The organism is Streptomyces sp. NPDC050535 (genome assembly GCF_044457665.1).
Classification (GTDB): domain Bacteria; phylum Actinomycetota; class Actinomycetes; order Streptomycetales; family Streptomycetaceae; genus Streptomyces.
This window is the reverse complement of the sequence record NZ_JBITHE010000008.1, coordinates 112,365-132,590: the sequence shown is the minus strand read 5'-3', so window position 1 is coordinate 132,590 and position 20,226 is coordinate 112,365. Positions and strand designations below refer to the sequence as shown.

Genomic DNA, 20,226 nt, shown 5'->3' with positions numbered 1-20,226 from the left:
TCGGAGCGGTCAGCGCCGTAAAGGGCGCGACTCGAAGGAGCCTCAGGCCGTCCTGCCCTAATCGGCTCCCCCGCCCGAGCCTGTTCCCCTCCGAGTTGGCCTCGGCGTCCGAGCCGACCTCTCGGTCAGAACCCGCCCCCGAAGTCCCCTCCCCCACCGCCGCCACCGAAGTCGCCTCCGCCGTCGAATCCGCCGCTGAAGTCGCCGGAGTCGAAGTCGGCGCCGGAGACGTCGCCGCCGGTGTAGCCGCCGGCGCCGAAGTCGCCGTATCCGGAGCCGTAGTCGGCGGCGTACGCGGGGCTGGCCATCATGCTGCCGAGCATGGTGCCGACGAGGAGGCCGGGCAGCAGGCCGCCGCCGAAGTAGCCGCCCGCCCAGGGGCCGTAGGCCGGGCCCGCGTCCCAGTAGGGGCGGCGGCCGTAGGCGGTGTCCACCTCGCGGATCGCCGGGTCGGCGCCGTCGGCCAGGCGGGCCTGGTCCGCCGCGCACACCGGGACCTCGCGGGTCGCCCCGTCGGCCGGGGTCCAGGTCGCGTCGGCGACCGAGGGGCCGTGCCGTGGGTCGAAGAAGCAGGGGGCGCGGCGTTCGGGGACCGGGCGGCCCTCGCGACGCGCAGCGAGTTCGGCGAGGGAGAAGCGGCCGTCGTCCAGGGCCTTGGTGACGGCGCGTACGTCCTCGGGGTGCTGGGCGGCGGCCATGGACGACTTCGCCTGCTCGTAGGCGTCGAGCGCGCGTTCGTAGTCCGCGCGCATCGCGTCGTCCGCGCCTGCTTCGGCGGGGTGGAAGTCGAGCCGGTCCAGTTCCTCGCCGAACGCCGTGATGTCCTCGTCCACCACCACACGGAGCTTGTCGAGGGCCTCCCGCTGCTCCTCCGCCTTGCGGCGCCTGGTCCGCCGTACGAACGCGTACGCTCCCGCGGTGCCGGCCACGGCCACCCCGCCGAACGCGATCAGCGCGGCGGTGGAGACCCCGTCGCCGCCGCCGGAGTCCCAGCTCGCGGGGGCCACACCACCGACGTTGGCCAGTGCACGGTCCGTGAAGTCGTTCAGCTGGGTGGCGGTGTCCTCGTTCTGGACGCTGGTGACCAGGTTCCGTACGGCGGTGGTGGACATCACCGAGGAGTCGGCGCGGGCGTCGAAGCGGTCGCCGAGCCTGACCGCGTACAGGCCGGTCACGCCGGTGGCGGTGCGCAGGTTCTGGAAGAGGTTCTGGGTGGGGAAGTCCGCGGGGAGCACGGCGACGAACACCGGTTTGTCGGCGGTCTCGATCTTCTTGGCGAGGGTGTCGGCGTCCGCGCCGGAGAGCTGGGCGGAGGCGGCGGGATCGACGTACACCGGGGATTCGCGGAGGGCTGCCGCGACTGTGGCGATGTCGGTGGCCGCTTGCGCCGGGGGCGCCTGGGCGGTGAGAAGTGCCAGGGCTGCCAGGGTCAGTGCGCTGAGCAGTCCGGGGAGCCCTCTGCTGAGTGCGGCCCTCATGTCTTCGACGGTACCTGACGGTGGCCGGAAGTGGAGGGGTGGGCGGTGAGGCTGTTTTCGCCCCCTCCGCCCCTTCCCGTCCCGTCTCTGGGGGCTGCGCCCCCAGGCCCCCCTTTCGCGCTGACGCGCTCGTCCTCAAACGCCGGACGGGCTGAAGAACTTCGGCACCGTCCGGCGTTTGAGAAGCGCAGCAGGCCCGTTACGCCGCCCTGTACGCCTCCCTCAGTTTCGCCACCGCGTCCGCGTACCGGCCCGTCAGCAGCAGGTGGTCGGCGTCGGCGAAGGGTTTCGCGACGGCTGCCGTGATGGCGGTGCCGATCTTCTGCTGGACCAGGAGGCGGGCCTTGGTCACGACGGTGCGGCCTGCCGCGTCCGAGCCTGTCCGGTCGGCGATCCTGGCGGCCAGTGCCAGGGCGTTCAGGGTCGCCGTGCCGCCCTCCGGTGTCCTGGTGAGTGTGGTGAGGCCCCAGCCGTACGGGAACTGCGGATCGTACGAGGTGTCGCCGACGTTGATCGGCAGCTGGGCCTCGGACTTCGGCCAGGTGACGGGGAGTTGGCCGGTGAAGGCGCGCCTGCCGTAGAGGACGTCCGCGACTCCGGAGCCCTCGGTGCCAGGCAGCCAGGAGGCGACCAGTGCGTCGATGCCGGCCAGCCGGTCGCCGATGAGCTGCGGGCGTCCGGAGACGGTCAGGACCACGCACTTGAGGGCGCCGCACACCTTGTCCACGGCGGCCTTGTCGGCGGCGGTCAGCTCCAGGTCGTTGCCGTTGCCGACGTCGCCGACGCCCTCGGCGTACGGGGTCTCGCCGACGACGACCACGCCCACGTCGTAGCCGGAGGTCGACGCCGACGCGTCCTTGGAGTAGGTGACGTTCCCGCCGGCCTTCTTCATCCCCTCCAGGATCGTCGTGCCCTCGGTGATGGCGCCGGACGAGCCCTGCCAGGTGATGGTCCAGCCGCCTGTCTGGTTGCCGATGTCGTCGGCGTTGGACCCGGCGACGTACACCTTCTGGGACTTCTTCAGGGGCAGTACGCCGCCCGCGTTCTTGAGCAGGACCTGCGACTCGGCCGCCGCCTCGCGGGCAACGGCCCGGTGTTTCGGCGAGCCGATGTCGGAGGCGCCGCTCGTGTCGGCGTAGGGCTCCTCGAAGAGGCCGAGCTTGAACTTCTGCGTGAGGATGCGCGATACGGCGTCGTCCACCCGCCGCTCGCTGATCCGGCCCGCGTTCACCTCGGCGACGAGCGTGGTGTGGAAGTCCTTGTACGCGTACGGCACCATGATCATGTCGAGGCCCGCGTTGATGGACGTCCGGACGTCGGAGGCGTAGTCGCCGGGGATCTGGTTGATGCCGTCCCAGTCGCTGATGACGAAGCCGTCGAAGTCCATGCGGTCCTTCAGCACGCCGTTGATCATCGCCGCGTTGGCGTGCATCTTCACCGGGCCGACGTCGTCGCCGAGGATGTCGAGCGACGAGTACGACGGCATGACCGAGCCGACACCGCGGTCGATGGCGTCCTGGTACGGCGCGAGGTGCACCGCCTCCAGCTCCCGCTTGGTGACCTTGGTGATGCCCTGGTCGATGGTGTAGGTGCCCGAGGTGGACGAGCCGTACTCGGTGCCGCCGTCGCCGACGAAGTGCTTGGCGGTGGCGAGGATCTTGTCGCTGTCGCTCAGGTCCTTGCCGTTCGCGCGGCCCTGGAGACCCTGGATGATCGTCTCCATGGACTCCACGAGGGCCGGGTCCTCGCCGAAGGACTCGTAACCGCGGCCCCAGCGTTCGTCGCGGGTCACGCACAGGCAGGGCGCGAAGTCCCAGGGGATGCCGGTGGCGCGGACCTCGGCAGCGGTCACCGCCCCGGTCTCCTCGGCGAGTTGGGGATCACGGGTGGCGCCGATGCCGATGTTGTGCGGCATGACCGTCGCGCCGACGAGGTTGTTGTGGCCGTGCACCGCGTCCACGCCGTAGATCAGCGGGATCTGGAACCGCGTTGCCTGCGCACGGAGTTGGAAGGAGTCGATCATTTTCGCCCACGCCTCGGGGGTGTTGGGCGTGGGGGTGGAGCCGCCGCCGGAGAGAAGCGAGCCGAGGCCGTACGCCGCGATGTCACCGGGGGTGGTCATCGCGCCGCGCTCGGCCTGGGTCATCTGACCGGCCTTCTCCGCCAGGGAGAGCCGGGGGACGAGGTCGGCGACGCGCTTCTTCACCGACAACTTCGGGTTCAGGTACGGGAGTCCGTGGGCGTCGATGACGACCTGCGGGCTCTGGGCCGGGGCCTTGGCTCCCGTGACGGTCAGCTTCAGCGGGATGGTCTCGGCGGATTCCCCGGACCTGTCCTTGAGGGTGGCCACGGAGAGGGTCCGCGAGGTGCCGGAGGCCGTGCCCGCCGGGAAGGTGATCGTGCCCTTGAGGGGGGCGTAGTCCTTGCCGGGGACCGCGGTGCCGCCGGTCGTCTCGTACGCGACGGTCACCGGCTCCTCGAGCGGGACCGTGCCGGTGGTGGCGACGGAGACCTTGACCTTGGCCCTGCCGCCCTCACCGACCGGGTAGACCGCGGCGTCGGTGACGACGCTCGCGCGCAGCGACTGGTCGGCGGTGCCGTACAACTCCACGTCGTCGATGGCGAACTGGCCCTTGACGCCGACCGGGAGCGTGAGGGAGTAGCCCCACATCGCGGTGAGGCCGAGGATCTGGTCGATACCGCCGACGGGCTGGTAGTCCGTGCGATAGGCGAAGTCGGTGAAGGGGATCTCGATCTGTTTCCAGCCGGTGAAGTCGTCCGTGAAGGATGTCGTCCACAGCTCGGAGGCTCCGCCGTTGGCGCCGCCGTCCTTGATCTCGAAGGGGATGCTCTTGCCGTTGTTCTGGCCGTCCCACCAGAAGCGGATGCCCTTGTGCGCCGACCAGTTGTGAGCCGGCCGGCCGGAGGCGAAGTCGTGGCTGTAGCCGCCGTAGCCGCTGATGTCGTAGGCGCCGGTCAGGACCTTGGCGCCCTCGGGTGCGTCCGCGCGGGCGGTCAGGGCCAGTTGGGGCGGATCGTCGGTGTCGCCGCCCCACGTGAAGATGCCCTCGGCGGGCGGATTCGCGAACGGAACCTCGCCCTCGAAGGCGTCGACGGGGACAGGAGGCGGGTCGTCGGCTCCGGCCGCGGCCGACGCGGAGGCCAGGGGCAGCAGCCCGGTGAGCAGGGCGGCGGAAACGAGCAGGGCGGTTCTTCGCATGGACCTTCCCTCGACTCTCGTTGATCCTCTTCGTTCCTGGTGTCGGTCCTCTTCGGCACTCTGGGCACCCTCGTAGCGCCCCTCAGTACTCTTACGACTTAGATCACGCCGTGAGTTAACTGGCGTCCCGACAAGCCGTCAAGACTTCACGTCAGAACCGGTACACGGGCAATTGACGGCTGGATCAGGAGAGTTGTTCCTTCAGCCTCTGAACGCGCGACCCCTTGACGCGCGCCCGGACCCGTCATTTACTCACGCCTCGCACGCCCCTGTCCCCCACCATCAGAAGGGCTGCGCCCCATGAGCATCACGAGCACAGCGAGATCTCCGAGGAGAACCGGGCGGGCCGCCCGGCTGCTCGTGGCCGCACTGCTGACGACGGCGGGCCTCGGCGCCGCGGGTACCGCTCCCGCCCACGCGGCGGGCGAACAGGTCACCGCCTACCTGACCACGACCGACGACACCGGCGGCCGTAACGTCACCCGAGGATTGCAGCCGCAAACACCTTTCGCCTTCCAGGCCGGTAGTGGCGGCAGCGGTGACAACATCACCGTCGACGAGAACACCCGGTACCAGACGTTCACCGGGGGCGGCGCCTCCTTCACCGACACCGCCGCCTGGCTGATGGACGGCAGCGGGGCGCTGACACCGGCCGCCCGCGACGCCGCGATGACGAAACTGTTCTCCCCGACGGACGGGATCGGGCTGTCGTTCGTACGCAATCCGATGGGCGCCTCGGACCTCGCGCGGTTCGGGTACTCCTACGACGACGTGCCGGCCGGGCAGACGGACCCGACGCTCGCCCAGTTCTCCATCGCACACGACCTGGCGGACGTCGTGCCGCTGACCAAGCAGGCGCGCCAGCTCAACCCGGCGCTGACCGTGATGGCCTCGCCGTGGACGGCACCGGCCTGGATGAAGGACAGCGGGTCGCTCAACGGCGGCTGGCTGAAAGCGGAGAACTACGGTGCGTACGCCTCGTACTTCGTGAAGTACCTCCAGGCGTACCAGGCCCAGGGTGTGCCCGTCTCGTACGTCAGCGTGCAGAACGAGCCCACCTGTTGCGCCGGGTACCCCTCGATGAGCTGGAACGCCTCGGGGCTCGCCTACTTCACCAAGAGCGAGCTGCTGCCCAAGCTCCAGGCGGCGGGGCTGTCGACGAAGGTCCTCGCCCATGACTGGAACTGGGACATGTACGACTCCTACGCCGCCTCCACGGTCGACGACGCGGCGGTCCGCACGCACCCGAACTTCGGCGGGATCGCGTGGCACGGCTACGGCGGCGACGTCAACAAGCAGACCACCGTGCACAACCAGTACCCCACGCTGGACGCGTTCGGCACCGAGCACTCCGGTGGCACCTGGATCGCCAACCAGCAGCGCGAGGACATGCTCAACATCGTCGACTACACCCGGAACTGGGCGAAGTCGGTGACCAAGTGGTCGCTGGCCGTGGACCAGAACATGGGTCCGCACAACGGCGGTTGCGGCACCTGCACGGGGCTGGTCACCGTCCACAACGGCGACGCGCGGAGCGGACAGGTCGACTACACCGTCGAGTACTACACGATGGGCCACCTCACGAAGTTCGTGAAGCCGGGCGCCCAGCGGATCGCCTCCACGGCGAGCACGTCCGTGCCGAATGTCGCGTGGCGCAACCCGGACGGGTCCAAGGCGCTGATCGCCTACAACGACGCGTCCACCGCCAGGACGGTGACGATCAACTGGGGTTCGCAGCACGCGACCTACTCGCTGCCCGGCAAGACCTCGGCGACCTTCACCTGGGCCGGGACGCAGGCCGGTGGCGGGGACCGGACCGGCGCGTTCGTGGGGCTCGCCGGCAAGTGCCTCGACGTGGCCGGTGCTTCGTCGGCCAACGGGGCCGCCGTGCAGCTCTACGACTGCAACGGCTCGACCGCGCAGAGCTGGACCGTCAAGGCCGACGGGTCGGTCCAGGCTCTGGGGAAGTGCCTGGACGTCACCTCCGCGTCCACCGCGGACGGGGCGCGGCTTCAGCTCTACGACTGCAACGGGTCGGGGGCGCAGCGGTGGTCGTACAACTCCACCAGTGGTGATGTCGTCAACGCCGCGGCGAACAAGTGCCTCGACGTGAGCGGGAATTCCTCGGCCAACGGGGCTCGGGCGCAGATCTGGAGCTGCACGGGGGCTGCCAACCAGAAGTGGCGTCTTCAGTAACCAGTAACCCGGTGGCGGGCGGGGCGGGCGTTTTCTCGCCCCCTCCGCCCCTTCCCGTCCCGTTCCTGGGGGCTGCCCCCGGACCCCCGCCTCGCGCTGGCGCGCTCGTCCTCAAACGCCGGACGGGCTCTACTCCGCCGGCTCGACCCCCGCCCTCAGCAGGCCGTACGTGCACGCGTCCTCCAGCGCCTGCCAGGACGCGGCGATCACGTTCTCCCCGACGCCGACCGTCGACCACTCGCCCGCGCCGTCGGAGGTGGAGATGAGTACGCGGGTGGTGGACTGGGTGCCGTGCTTGCCCTCCAGGATGCGGACCTTGTAGTCGACGAGCTCCAGCTTGGCGAGCTGAGGGTAGAGCTTCTCGAGGGCTACGCGCAGGGCACGGTCGAGGGCGTTGACCGGGCCGTTGCCCTCGGCGGTGGCGACGATGCGCTCGCCCTTGGCGAAGAGCTTGACGGTGGCCTCGTTGGCGTGGCTGCCGTCGGGGCGGTCCTCGACGATGGCGCGCCAGGACTCGACCCGGAAGTACTTGCGGGCGCGGCCCTCGGCCTCCTCACGGAGCAGCAGCTCGAACGACGCGTCGGCCGCCTCGTACGTGTAGCCCTGGAGCTCGCGCTCCTTGACGCGGGCGACGACCCGGCCGACCAGCTCGCGGTCGCCGCTGATGTCGACGCCGAGCTCCTTGCCCTTGAGCTCGATGGAGGCGCGGCCCGCCATGTCGGAGACCAGCATCCGCATGGTGTTGCCGACCAGCTCGGGGTCGATGTGCTGGTACAGATCCGGGTCGACCTTGATCGCGGAGGCGTGCAGGCCGGCCTTGTGGGCGAAGGCGGAGACACCGACGTACGGCTGGTGCGTGGACGGGGTCAGGTTCACCACCTCGGCGATCGCGTGCGAGATCCTCGTCATCTCGCGCAGGGCGCCTTCGGGGAGCACCTTCTTGCCGTACTTCAGCTCCAGGGCCGCGACCACCGGGAACAGGTTGGAGTTGCCGACCCGCTCGCCGTAGCCGTTCGCGGTGCACTGGACGTGGGTGGCGCCCGCGTCGACGGCGGCCAGCGTGTTGGCGACCGCGCAGCCGGTGTCGTCCTGGGCGTGCATGCCGAGCCGGGCGCCGGTGTCGGCGAGGACGGTGGCGACGACGGCCTGGACCTGGGCGGGGAGCATGCCGCCGTTGGTGTCGCAGAGGATCACGACGTCGGCGCCGGCCTCCGAGGCGGTGCGGACGACGGCCTTCGCGTACTCGGGGTTCGCGCGGTAGCCGTCGAAGAAGTGCTCGCAGTCGACGAAGACCCGGCGTCCCTGGGAGCGCAGGTGGGCGACCGTGTCGCGGACCATCTCCAGGTTCTCGTCGAGGGTGGTGCGCAGCGCGAGCTCGACGTGCCGGTCGTGGGACTTCGCGACCAGTGTGATCACCTGGGCGCCGGAGTCGAGCAGCGCCTTGACCTGCGGGTCCTCCGAGGCCTTGGCGTTCGCGCGGCGGGTCGCGCCGAAGGCGACCAGCTCGGCGTGCTTGAAGTCGATCTCCCGCTGGGCGCGGGCGAAGAACTCGGTGTCGCGAGGGTTGGCGCCGGGCCAGCCGCCCTCGATGAAGCCCACCCCGAAGTCGTCCAGGTGCCGTGCGATGGCCAGCTTGTCCGCCACGGTGAGGTTGATGCCCTCGCGCTGCGCGCCGTCGCGCAGCGTCGTGTCGAAGACGTGGAACGAATCGTCGAGTTCGCTGGTGTCCGTCATGGTCTCTGGCTCCTGAGGTTTGGATCTCGGTCTGTACCGGAATGACCGGCTCCACCGTCCTCCAATGATCCCTCGCGCTCTTTTCCCGGCTTGAGGTGGGCCAGGAAAACGAAAAACCCCTCGCGGGTGCGAGAGGTCTGCGCGCGGGTCGAAGACGACGGTGCCCGCCCGTACGTGGTGGTACGTGGCGGTCACTGCGGACCGGCGCGCCTGCTGCCAATAATCGTGGCGAACGAGAGCACGAAGGCAGCTTTGCACAAGTCGCCCCCACGCTCACCGTCCGTCTCAGGATGCGAACACGGTGTTGATCACCGGACCGCGGTCACCGCGCCGCCCGCAGGAAGACGTCCGACACCCCGCTGGTGTCCCCCGCCACCGGGTGGGACGCCCCTGCACTGAACGCCACCGCACGTCCCTTGGCGGCCGGCGTCTCCGTTCCGAGCAGGCCGTACGCGATCCGCTGCCCTGCGTACGACCCGGACCGCCGATCAGGCGTCCGGGAGGAGACCCTCGTCCAGGAACTCCCGTACGTGGCCGAGGATCTGTCCCCGGTCCGTGCCGCGCGGCCCGATCGCCACGTGGATGGAGAACCCGTCGAGGAGTGCCCGCAGCCGCGCGGCGAAGCGGTCCGGGTCGACGGCGCGGAACTCGCCGTGCGAGACGCCCTCGGCGAGCAGTGCCACCAGGTCGCGGTGCCAGGCACCCTCGATGGCGGCCTGCCGTTCCCGGGCGGCCTCGTCGGCGTTCTGCGAGCGGTTCCAGACCTCGAGCCACAGGGTCCAGTGCGGGTCGCGGTGGCCGTCGGGGACGTACAGGTCGACGTACGCGTCGACGCGCTCGCGGACCGTGGCCGTACGGTTGAGCAGCCGGCCGCGTTCGACGCCCAGTCTGCCCTCGCTCCACTCCAGGGTCCGCAGCAGCAGTTCGTCCTTGGAGCGGAAGTAGTAGAGGAGATGGCCGCTGCTCATGCCGACCTCACGGCCGAGCGCCGCCATGGTGAGCTTCTCCAGGCCGCGCTCGGCGATCATGCCCATGGCGGTGGCGAGGACCTCCTCGCGCGGCGGCGCGTTCTTCCGCGCACCGGCCATAGCTCGCCTCCCTAGGTCTTCGGCTGCTGTTGCGTGATGCAGTGGATGCCTCCGCCGCCCGCGAAGATCGTACGTGCGTCCACCAGTGTGACGGTCCGTCCGGGGAACAGCCGGCGGAAGATCCCGGCCGCGATCTCGTCGCGCGGGTCGTCGAAGCCGCACAGGACCACGCCGCCGTTGCAGAGGTAGTGGTTGATGTAGGAGTAGTCGGCCCAGTGTCCGTCGGCCTCCAGGACGGCCGGGGCGGGCACCTCGACGACCTCCAGCCTGCGGCCTCGCGCGTCGGTCGCCGCGTTGAGCAGGCCGATGACCTCCTTGCCGACCTCGTGGTCGGGGTGCGCCGGGTCCGGCTGGGAGTGTGCGACGACGACACCCGGGCGCGCGAACGCGGCGACGATGTCGACATGGCCGAGTGTGCCGAAACCGTGCGGAGGATAGTCGCCGGTCAGCCCGCGGGGCAGCCAGATCGCCCTGCGGGTGCCGAGGTGGGCGTGGATCTCCGCCTCGACCTGCTCGCGGGTCCAGTCGGGGTTGCGCTCGGGTCCGAGCTGCACGGTCTCGGTGAGCAGGACGGTCCCCTCGCCGTCGACATGGATCGCGCCGCCCTCGTTGACGAGCTTCGAGGCGTACGTCCGTGCCCCCGCGAGGTCCGCGACCTGGCCGCCGATCTTCGCGTCGTGCTCCCAGCGGGCCCAGGGCTGGGCGCCCCAGCCGTTGAACGTCCAGTCCACGGCGGCGAGTTCGCCCTTGCCGTCGGTGAGGAAGGTGGGGCCGATGTCCCGCATCCAGGCGTCGTCGAGCTCGCGTTCGACGGTGTCGACGTCCGGGCCGAGGAGCTCCCGGGCCGCCGCCGACTGCCCCGGGCCGCACACCACGGTCACCGGTTCGAAGCGGCGGACCGCACGGGCCACCGCGGCCCACGCCGCACGCGACTCGGCGAGGTCGTCCGGGTCCTCGAAGGTCGGGTTGGGACCCGGCCACGCCATCCAGGTGCGCTCGTGCGGGGTCCACTCGGCGGGCATCCGAAAGCCGTCGGCGGCAGGGGTGTTCATGGCGGGTCCTTGGCGGCGGGGATGTTCATGGCGGGTCCTCACAGGAAGTACAGGCGGTTGAGGGAGACCGAGTCGGCGGGCTCGGAGCGGATCGGATCGCCGTCGAGCGTGACGAGGCCGGTGCGCTGGTCGACGTCGACCGCTCCGGTACGGGAGTTGAGGCGCAGGTCGGCCGGGCCGATGCCGCGTGTGCCTCGGACGGCGACCCGTCGGCGGCGGGTGGGCATCAGGTCGTTGCCCTGGTCGAGGGCCGCCTGCGCGACGAACGCCACCGAGATGTCGGCGGGCGTCGATCCGTGTGCCCCGAACTGCGGGCCCAGGACGAGGGGTTCGCAGGTGTCGGTCGCCGCGTTCGGGTCGCCGACGACGCCGTACGCCGGGAAGCCGGACTTCAGCACCAGTTGCGGTTTGGCGCCGAAGTACTCGGGCCGCCACAGCACGATGTCGGCGAGTTTGCCGACCTCGATGGAGCCGACCTCGTGCGAAAGGCCGTGCGCGATGGCGGGGTTGATGGTCAGCTTGGCGATGTAGCGCAGGACGCGTTCGTTGTCGTGGTCCGTCTCCGGACAACCCTCGAGCGCGCCGAACTCGGCCTTCATCTTCCCGGCCATCGCGAACGTCCGGCGTACCGTCTCGCCCGCGCGACCCATGCCCTGCGCGTCCGAGGACGTGATGCCGATCGCGCCCAGGTCGTGCAGCACGTCCTCCGCGCCCATCGTGCCCGCCCGGATCCGGTCGCGGGCCATGGCGGCGTCACCGGGCAGGTCGGTCTTCAGGTCGTGGACGGAGACGATCATTCCGTAGTGCTCGGCGACCGCGTCCCGGCCGAAGGGCAGGGTGGGGTTGGTGGAGGAGCCGATGACGTTCGCGACTCCCGCCATTTTCAGCACGTTCGGCACATGTCCGCCGCCGCACCCTTCGATGTGGAAGGCGTGGACGGTGCGCCCTTCGAGAACCCGGAGGGTGTCCTCGACCGAGAGGCATTCGTTCAACCCGTCGCTGTGCAGCGCGACTTGGACGTCGTACTCCTCGGCGACGCGCAGCGCGGTGTCCAGCGCGCGGGTGTGGGCGCCCATGTCCTCGTGCACCTTGAAACCGCTCGCGCCGCCCTCGGCGAGCGCCTCGACCAAGGGGGCGCCGGAGGAGGACGAACCCCGGCCCAGGAAGCCGATGTTGACCGGCCAGGCGTCGAACGCGTTGAAGGCGTGGCGCAGCGCCCAGGGCGAGTTGACGCCCACTCCCCACACCGGGCCGAACTCCTGGCCGATGACCGTCGTCACCCCGGAGGCGAGCGACGTCTCCATGATGCGCGGCGACAGCAGGTGGACGTGCGTGTCGACGGCACCGGCGGTGGCGATGAGCCCCTCGCCGGAGACGATCGACGTGCCGGTGCCGACCACGACGTCGACGCCGTCGAGGGTGTCGGGGTTCCCGGCCCGCCCGATGGAGTGGATGCGTCCCTCGCGGATGCCGATGGAGACCTTCCGGATTCCCAGGGCCGCGTCGATCACCAGCACGTTGCTGATGACGACGTCGCAGGTCTCGCGGACGGCGGCGGCCTTGAGGTGCAGCCCGTCGCGGGCGGTCTTGCCGAAACCGGCGAGGAACTCGTCGCCGTACTTCTGGGCGTCGGACTCGACGCGGACGGTGAGCCCGGAGTCGCCGAGGCGGACGCGGTCGCCCGCGCGTGGGCCGTGGGTGGCGGCGTACTCGTACGGATTCATCGCGCTCCTCCCGAGCCGTGGGACGCCTCGGCTCCCAGGTACCCGCAGGCGGCGGCCCTGCGCAGGGCCTCCTCCTTCGCTCCCGGCGCGTCCAGGGGGCCGTCGACAAGTCCGGCGAACCCGATCGCGATCCGCTCGCCGCCGATGGGCAGCAGCCCGACCTCGGCGCTGTCGCCGGGCCCGAAGCGCACGGAGGAACCCGCGGGCACGGCGAGCCGCATCCCGTAGGCGTCCCCGCGCGGGAAGTCGAGCCGGGGGTTTGCCTCGAAGAAGTGGAAGTGCGAGGTGACGGAGACGGGCACGGTCGCGGTGTTCGTGACCAACAGCCGCACCACGGCGGCCGGTTCGGCATGCGCGGGCCCCGGCAGCAGGGCGCCCGGAGCCTGATCGCCGAGTCCGCCGCCGATGGGGTCGCTGACGACCGCGAGCCGCGAACCGTCGTCGAAGACCGCCTCGACGTGCACCTCGGTGACGACGTCGGCGACGCCCGGCAGCACGTCGTCCGGACCGAGCACCGACCGGGCCGCGGCGATCGCCTCCGCGAGCCGCCGCCCGTCGCGGGCTGCCTCGCACACGGTGTCGGCGATCAGCGCGGTCGCCTCCGGCACGTTCAGCCGCAGGCCCCTGGCCCGGCGGGCGCGGGCCAGCTCGGCGGCCCCGAAGAGCAGCAGCCGGTCACGTTCCGTGGGGGTCAGTCTCACGAAGCGACACCTCCTTGACCTTCCACTAATTAGAGCATCACTCTAACCATGACTTTCATCAAACGGAAACATTGACGTGTGAGCTTGGAGCACGTCACATTGAACGCCACTCAAAGTTCAGGCGGCCGTCGAAGGGGACCAGCCATGCCGGTAGAACAGCGCGGAGTCGACACCATCCCGGACGGGGAACGCACCAGCGGCCCCCGTGACCTCGTGTCGATCCTGCTGGGTTCCAACCTCTGCCTCGGCGTGATCATCTTCGGTTGGCTGCCCGCGTCCTTCGGCCTCGGCTGGTGGGCCTCGGTCAGCTCGATCGTGGCGGGAACGGTGGCCGGCACCCTGATCACCGCACCGCTCGCCCTGGTCTCCCTGTGCACGGCGACGAACCTCTCCACCTCCTCCGGCGCCCAGTTCGGCGTGCGCGGACGGCTGGTCGGCTCGGTCGTCGGTCTGCTGCTCGCCCTCGGCTACACCGCGCTGACCGTGTGGATCGGCGGCGATGTGATGGTGGGCGTACTGAACCGCCTGTTCGGGCTGCCGGTCAACGGTGTCTCGTACGGCGTGGTCTACGGGTTGCTCGCCGCGGCGACGGTGGCGGGCGCGGTGTACGGCTACCGCGTGCTGCTCGCCATGTCCCGGGTGCTGGCGATCGGCATGACGACGCTGCTGGTCGTGGGTGTGATCGCGTACGCCCCGCACTTCACCACCGCCGCGCTCCCCGAGGCCGGCGGCTATCTGCTCGGCTCGTTCTGGCCGACCTGGCTGCTCGCGGCGGTGGCGGCGGGCCTGTCGGGTCCCATCGCGTTCATCACCCTCCTCGGGGACTACACGCGCTACATCTCCCCCGCCCGGCACTCCTCCCGCAAGGTTCTGCACGCCACCTGGCTGGGTCTGACCGTCGGCCTCCTGGTCCCCCAGCTCTTCGGCACCTTCACGGCGTACGCGGCGCGCGCGGCCCTCGACTACGCGGGACCGCTGGTGTCCGCCTCCCCCGCCTGGTACCTGGTCCCGCTGCTGCTCGCCGCCTCCGCGGGCTCGGTCGGCAACGCGGGCCTGATGCTCTACTCGATGGGCCTGGACCTCGACGCGATCCTGCCGCGCGCCTCGCGCACCCACGCCACCCTCGCGGTCGCCGTCGTCGCCACGGCCTGTGTCTTCGTGGGGCACTACGCCTCCAGCGCGCAGGACGCGATGACCTCCTTCGTCCTGCTCCTGACCGCCGTCGGAACCCCCTGGGCCGTCATCACCCTCATCGGCTTCGCCCGCTGCCGCGGCGTCTACGACCCGGACGCCCTCCAGGTCTTCAACCGGCGCTCACGGGGCGGTGTCTACTGGTTCCGGGGCGGCTGGCACATCCAGGCCGTGGTGGCGTGGGCGCTCGGCGCGTTCGCCGGACTGCTGGCGGTGTCGCTTCCGTGGTACGAGGGGCCGCTGCTGTCGCTGACGGGCGGGGTGGACTGCGGTTTCCTGTTGTCGGGGCTGGTGGGCGGGGTCGCGTACACCTGCCTGACGTACAGCGGCGCCGGTTCCCCCGCCCCGGAGGTCCAGCACAGCTCCCCCGTGTCGTAACGCACGGACCGGAGGACGAAAAGAAGGGGTCCGCCCCGGTTCAGCCCGGCGCGGACCCCGTCACCTCTCCGTCAGCCGAGCCGGTGCATCCAGCCGTGCCGGTCCTCGCTGGTACCGCGCTGGATGTCGAGGAGCGCCTCACGCAGCCTCAGTGTGACCGGGCCGGGCTCGCCGCCCGACTGCTGCCACTCGGCGCCGGTGCGCTTGACCGTGCCGACGGGGGTGATGACGGCGGCGGTGCCGCAGGCGAAGACCTCGGTGAGCGTGCCGTTCTCGGAGTCGCGCTGCCACTGGTCGATGGAGACGCGGGCCTCCTCGGACTCGTAGCCCAGGTCACGGGCGACGGTCAGGAGCGAGTCGCGGGTGACGCCGGCGAGCAGCGAGCCGGTCAGCTCGGGCGTGACGATCCGGTCGCCGTACACGAAGTACAGGTTCATGCCGCCGAGTTCCTCGACCCACTTGTGCTCGACGGCGTCGAGGTAGGCGACCTGGGCGCAGCCCTTGGCCGCGGCCTCCGCCTGGGCGAGCAGGGAGGCGGCGTAGTTGCCGCCGGTCTTGGCGTCGCCCATACCGCCCGGGACGGCGCGGACGCGGTCCTCGGAGAGCCAGATGGAGACGGGCTGCACTCCGCCGGGGAAGTATGCGCCCGCGGGGGACGCGATGACCAGGAAGAGGTACTCGTTGGCGGGCTTCACACCCAGGCCGACCTCGGTCGCGATCATGAACGGGCGCAGGTAGAGGGACTCCTCCCCGCCGTGTGCGGGGACCCACGCCCTGTCCTGCCGCACGAGGACGTCGCAGGCCTCGATGAACGTCTCGACCGGCAGCTCCGGCATGCCCAGCCGGCGGGCCGAGGACTGGAAGCGCTTGGCGTTCATGTCGGGGCGGAAGGTGGCGACGGAGCCGTCCGCCTGCCGGTACGCCTTGAGCCCCTCGAAGATCTCCTGCGCGTAGTGCAGGGTCATGTTCGCCGGGTCGAGGGAGAGCGGGCCGTACGGGACGAGCTGACCGTCGTGCCAGCCGCGGCCCTCGGTCCACTTGATCGTCACCATGTGGTCGGTGAAGTAGCGGCCGAACCCGGGGCTGGCGAGAATCGCCTCGCGCTCCGCGGCGGAGCGGGGCTGCGAGGAGGGCTTGAGCTCGATCGTGGGCGTCGTCATGAGTGGTTGTCCTTCACCGGTTGTGTGTGCGGGCCGCGCTCACGCCAGTACTGCCAGTGGCCAGTGGCCAGTGCTAGGACGTCCGAGCATTCCCTCATTCCGCGGCTCCGTGTTCGAGTATCGCAAGTGTGGAGTCGCGGACGAAATGGTGTGATTGCGGCCCAGGGGATTGCCCAGGGGTAGATGGTGGCACCCGGCGAGGGCATAGCGAAAGCCGCCGGGTGCGGATGCGACCCGGCGGCTGCTGCGAGAAGTCAGAAGCGCGGGGTCAGCCGGCTACTCGTACGGCGAGCGCGTCGCCGATTTCCTCGGTGGAACGGGCGGGCCCGCCCACGCGCTCGGCGAGGTCGGCGGCGACGGCGTCCTCGATGCGGGCGGCCTCGGTCTCGTGGCCGAGGTGGCGCAGCAGCAGGGCGACGGAGAGGACGGTGGCGCTGGGGTCGGCCTTGCCCTGGCCCGCGATGTCGGGCGCCGAGCCGTGCACGGGCTCGAACATCGAGGGGAACTCGCCGCTCGGGTTGATGTTGCCGGAGGCGGCGACGCCGATGCCGCCGGAGACGGCCGCGGCGAGGTCGGTGATGATGTCGCCGAAGAGGTTGTCGGTGACGATCACGTCGAAGCGGGCGGGGTCCGTGACGAGGTAGATCGTCGCGGCGTCCACGTGGATGTAGTCGGTGGTGACCTCGGGGAACTCCTCGGCCACCTTGTTGAAGACGTTCGTCCACAGGTGGCCGGCGAAGGTGAGCACGTTGTTCTTGTGGACCAGCGTGAGCTTCTTGCGCGGGCGGGCCTGGGCGCGGGCGAAGGCGTCACGGACGACGCGCTCGACACCGAAGGCCGTGTTCACGGAGACCTCGGTGGCGACCTCGTGCGGGGTGCCCTTGCGGATGGTGCCGCCGTTGCCGGTGTACGGGCCCTCGGTGCCCTCACGGACCACGACGAAGTCGATCTCCGGCTGCCCGGCGAGCGGGGTGGCCACGCCCGGAAGGAGCTTCGACGGACGCAGGTTGACGTGGTGGTCGAAGAGGAAACGGAGCTTCAGCAGGAACCCGCGCTCCAGGACTCCGGAGGGGACCGACGGGTCGCCGATCGCGCCGAGCAGGATCGCGTCGTGCTTCTTGAGCGCCTCGGCGTCGGCATCGGTGAGGGTCTCACCGGTCGCGTGGTAACGCTTGGCGCCGAAGTCGAACTCCTTCGTCTCCAGCTTCACATCCTGCGGAAGGACGGCGGAGAGGACCTTGAGCCCCTGGGCCACGACCTCCTGGCCGATGCCGTCACCGGGAATCACTGCGAGATTGATGCTGCGAGACATGCCAGCACCGTACTACTCGTCCCATGGGATGACACTCGACGTCCGCGATATGGACATGGAACTCCGTGGCGCACCGACCTGTCGACCCCCGTTCACCCGTACGTCCGGCGGTTGTTGGTGCGCGCTGGGAAGTTCACCGGCATGGACCCCAGCATGAACCCGAGCCCGGACCTCCCCGACTTCGGCATCCCGCCGCGGCTCGCCCGCCGGATGAGCATGGCGGAGCAGCACGAGTACCTGCGGACGAAGCTCACTCGGCGCCGCGCGCTGGTGACCGCGGGCGCGCTGGCGGGCGGCGGACTGCTGGCCGGCTGCGCGTCCGGCGGGACGGCGGGCACTCAGCCGGCCGGCAACCCCTTGTCCACCGCCACCGGGCAGGTGCACGGCTCCGCCGTCACGCCCTTCGGCCGCCACCTCGCTTTCGGCGCGGACCCCAAGACGCAGATGCGGATCTCCTGGCAGGTGCCGCTCGCGGTCAGGAAGCCGTACGTCCGGGTGGGCCTGGCGCCCTGGGACCTGAGCCGGAAGATCGACGCCGAGCTCCGCGACCTGCACACGCCGGGGCTGACCGGCGTGCGGCTCGCGCTGGACCAGTACTATCCGCACGCGGCGCTCGACGGCCTGCGGCCGGGCACGAAGTACTACTACGGCGTCGGCCACGAGGGATTCGACCCCGCGAGCCCGGAGCGCCGCTCCCAGCTCGGCTCCTTCCGCACGGCGCCCGCCACCGCCCCCGCGAAGTTCGTGTTCACCGCCTTCGGCGACCAGGGCGTCACTCCCGACGCGCTCGCCAACGACAAGCTGATCCTCGGCCGCCGCCCGGCGTTCCATCTGCACGCGGGTGACATCTGCTACGCGGACGTCACCGGGCACGGCGAGAAGTCGGACTCCTACGACCCCGGCGCCTGGGACTTGTTCCTCAAGCAGACCGAGCCGGTGGCCAGGTCGGTTCCGTGGATGGTGACGACCGGCAACCACGACATGGAGGCCTGGTACTCACCGAACGGCTACGGCGGTCAGTCGGCACGCTGGAGTCTCCCGGACAGCGGCTTCGACGCCCGCGACGCGCCGGGCGTCTACTCCTTCACGTACGGCAACGTCGGGATCGTCGCGCTGGACGCGAACGACGTCTCGTACGAGATCCCCGCCAACCAGGGCTACAGCGGCGGCAGGCAGACGGCCTGGCTCGACAAGCGGCTCGGGGAACTGCGCGGGAGCGTCGACTTCATCGTGGTCTTCTTCCACCACTGCACGTACTCGACGTCGTCCCACGCCTCCGACGGGGGCGTTCGGGACGCCTGGCTGCCGCTGTTCACCAAGCACCAGGTGGACCTGGTGATCAACGGGCACAACCACGTGTACGAACGCACCGACGCCATCAAGGGCGGCAAGGTGGGCAGGCGGGTGCCGGTCGGCGGGTCGACGGATCCGACACGGGACGGGATCGTGTACGTCACCGCGGGCGGCGCCGGCAAGAGCCTCTACAGCTTCCCCGTCGGGGTCGAGGACAGCTACGAGGGGAAGGTCGCCGACCGCGAGTCCGTGGACACCTTCCACTGGACGAAGTCGCGGAACCAGCGGGCCGAGAGCGTGGAGTGGTCGCGCGTGCGGTACACCGGCTACTCCTTCCTCTCGGTGGAGGCGGAGTCGGGTGCGACACCCCGGCTCAAGGTGTCGGCACTGGCGCAGAGCGGCAGGCGCGTCGACCACTTCGAGGTGCGGCGCGGGGTGTGAGCGCTCCGGGGTGCGATGCGCGAGCACTCCGGGGTGCGGTACGGGCGAGCGCAGGCAGGCCCGCACCGCACCCCGTGCGGGCGCGGCTCCCGTGCTGAGCGGCGGGCCTCAGTGGCCCGTCGAACCGCCGTTGTCCCTGCGGTCGAGGGCACGCTGGAGGGCTGCGGCGGCGTTCTTGCGGTCGGACTCACTCGTACGGGACGCGCTCGTACGGGACACGCGACGGACTCGGCTGACGGTCGTCTCGGCCATGATGATTCGACTCCTTGCCTCCGGACGCGGCGCGGCCGGAAATGCGGTGAGGGGATTCGAGACGCCGGAAGAGACGGGGAGCGGTGCCGCAGGGGTTGCCTGCCAGGGGCTCCGGCTCACTGCCGTCATTCGCTTGGTCTAGCGAGACGTTCGGCTCCTACAAAGCTAGGCGAGGAGCACGCGTCTGTCTCCACAATTACTCGGACTTCCTACTATCTGAGACGGCGGATTGAGGCACACCACTCTGACCTGCGAGGACAGTCCATACGACATCACCCGCCGCCGAGTGCGGCCGTCAGAGAACGTCTCCGTCCCGCCAGTCGAAGACCAGCTCGTACGCGGGGTCGAGAGCGGCGGCGACGGGCCGTAAGAAGGTCGACCCTTCCTCGTCGGGCAGGCGGACGACACCGTCGGGGCTGAGGGCACAGACGCGACCGGACCAGGGCTGCCAGCCACGAGCGGTGTAGAGAGGCGCCCCTTTCTCGCTCGCCGACAGCGCGCCCAGCGAGTACGCCCCGTCGATCACCCGCTCCAGTTCGGCCATGACCGTGCCTCCCAGCCCCGTACGGCGGACATCGGCCCGTACCCCCACGGCCTCCACGTATCCGACCCGCAGCGAGCGTCCCCGGTGCAGCACCCGGCGCTGGATGACGGAGCCGTGCGCGGCGAGACCCCGCTCGTCCAGCACGAGCGCGTGGATGCCGCCGAGGCCGTGCTCCCAGTCCTCGGCGTCGAAGCCCCCTTCGAAGGCGCCTTCCAGGAGCGCGTGAACGGCGCCGAGTTCGGCGGGCGTGAGGTCCGCGGTGTGGGCGGTGCGCAGTCGGATGGTCATGGGCTCAGTATTCCCAGAAGACGCGGCGACCTCCGCGGGTGTACGACACGGGCCGGGGGGGCGCCCCCCCCCCCCGGCCCCCGGGCCCGGGCCCAATGAAGGAAGCGCGGCGGGGGTGGGCCCCGGGTAGGGGTAGCGTAGGCCGGCGGGGCCGGCAGCCGGTGCATGTAGGGG

The 20,226-nt window shown here is 70.5% G+C and carries 14 protein-coding genes; 3 read left to right on the top strand and 11 right to left on the bottom strand.

The features are described from left to right. Nucleotides 1-125 precede the first annotated feature (125 nt). Together ACIBLC_RS19825 and ACIBLC_RS19820 are read right to left on the bottom strand one after the other, a co-directional pair. Nucleotides 126-1,478, bottom strand: a complete 1,353-nt coding sequence (locus tag ACIBLC_RS19825) for a hypothetical protein (RefSeq protein WP_399212311.1) — start codon at nt 1,476-1,478, stop codon at nt 126-128. Nucleotides 1,479-1,677: 199 nt separating this feature from the next. Further along, complete coding sequence (locus ACIBLC_RS19820; RefSeq protein ID WP_399212310.1) at nt 1,678-4,698, bottom strand: glycoside hydrolase family 3 protein; 3,021 nt, start codon at nt 4,696-4,698, stop codon at nt 1,678-1,680. Between the two features lie 300 nt (nt 4,699-4,998). Between ACIBLC_RS19820 and ACIBLC_RS19815 the strand changes: the two genes are divergently transcribed. Then, nucleotides 4,999-6,894, top strand: a complete 1,896-nt coding sequence (locus tag ACIBLC_RS19815) for a ricin-type beta-trefoil lectin domain protein (protein ID WP_399212309.1) — start codon at nt 4,999-5,001, stop codon at nt 6,892-6,894. Between the two features lie 129 nt (nt 6,895-7,023). Here the strand turns inward: ACIBLC_RS19815 and cimA are convergent, their stop codons facing one another. The 5 genes from cimA to ureA form a co-directional block, all read right to left on the bottom strand. Next, complete coding sequence (cimA, locus tag ACIBLC_RS19810) at nt 7,024-8,628, bottom strand: citramalate synthase (protein ID WP_399212308.1); 1,605 nt, start codon at nt 8,626-8,628, stop codon at nt 7,024-7,026. A 488-nt stretch (nt 8,629-9,116) separates the two neighbouring features. Beyond that, a complete protein-coding gene (locus ACIBLC_RS19805; protein WP_399212305.1) occupies nt 9,117-9,716 on the bottom strand; it encodes a TetR/AcrR family transcriptional regulator in 600 nt (199 codons plus the stop codon). 11 nt (nt 9,717-9,727) lie between these two features. After that, the gene (locus ACIBLC_RS19800) at nt 9,728-10,768 is read right to left on the bottom strand and encodes an agmatine/peptidylarginine deiminase (RefSeq protein WP_399212304.1); all 1,041 of its coding nucleotides are present in this window, start codon (nt 10,766-10,768) and stop codon (nt 9,728-9,730) included. Nucleotides 10,769-10,806: 38 nt separating this feature from the next. After that, entirely contained in the window at nt 10,807-12,492 is a 1,686-nt protein-coding gene (locus ACIBLC_RS19795; RefSeq protein ID WP_399212303.1) for an urease subunit alpha, read from the bottom strand. After that, entirely contained in the window at nt 12,489-13,193 is a 705-nt protein-coding gene (ureA, locus tag ACIBLC_RS19790; protein WP_399212301.1) for an urease subunit gamma, read from the bottom strand. The genes ACIBLC_RS19795 and ureA overlap by 4 nt, the downstream gene beginning before the upstream one ends. Before the next feature lie 144 nt (nt 13,194-13,337). On the opposite strand from ureA, the gene ACIBLC_RS19785 reads away from it, so the two are divergent. Then, nucleotides 13,338-14,762, top strand: coding sequence for a cytosine permease (locus ACIBLC_RS19785; protein ID WP_399212300.1), 1,425 nt, complete (start codon nt 13,338-13,340; stop codon nt 14,760-14,762). Between the two features lie 71 nt (nt 14,763-14,833). Here ACIBLC_RS19785 and ACIBLC_RS19780 read toward each other — a convergent pair whose 3' ends face one another. Beyond that, entirely contained in the window at nt 14,834-15,922 is a 1,089-nt protein-coding gene (locus tag ACIBLC_RS19780) for a branched-chain amino acid aminotransferase (protein WP_399212299.1), read from the bottom strand. Between the two features lie 268 nt (nt 15,923-16,190). Then, entirely contained in the window at nt 16,191-17,234 is a 1,044-nt protein-coding gene (locus tag ACIBLC_RS19775) for a 3-isopropylmalate dehydrogenase (RefSeq protein WP_399212297.1), read from the bottom strand. Between the two features lie 141 nt (nt 17,235-17,375). Here ACIBLC_RS19775 and ACIBLC_RS19770 point away from each other — a divergent pair, with 141 nt between their 5' ends. Beyond that, complete coding sequence (locus ACIBLC_RS19770) at nt 17,376-18,968, top strand: purple acid phosphatase family protein (RefSeq protein ID WP_399212296.1); 1,593 nt, start codon at nt 17,376-17,378, stop codon at nt 18,966-18,968. A 108-nt stretch (nt 18,969-19,076) separates the two neighbouring features. Here the strand turns inward: ACIBLC_RS19770 and ACIBLC_RS19765 are convergent, their stop codons facing one another. Then, nucleotides 19,077-19,220 carry a hypothetical protein gene (locus ACIBLC_RS19765; protein ID WP_399212295.1) on the bottom strand — a complete coding sequence of 48 codons (144 nt, stop codon included), beginning with the start codon at nt 19,218-19,220 and terminating at the stop codon, nt 19,077-19,079. A 295-nt stretch (nt 19,221-19,515) separates the two neighbouring features. Further along, complete coding sequence (locus ACIBLC_RS19760) at nt 19,516-20,052, bottom strand: GNAT family N-acetyltransferase (protein ID WP_399212294.1); 537 nt, start codon at nt 20,050-20,052, stop codon at nt 19,516-19,518. Nucleotides 20,053-20,226 lie beyond the last annotated feature (174 nt).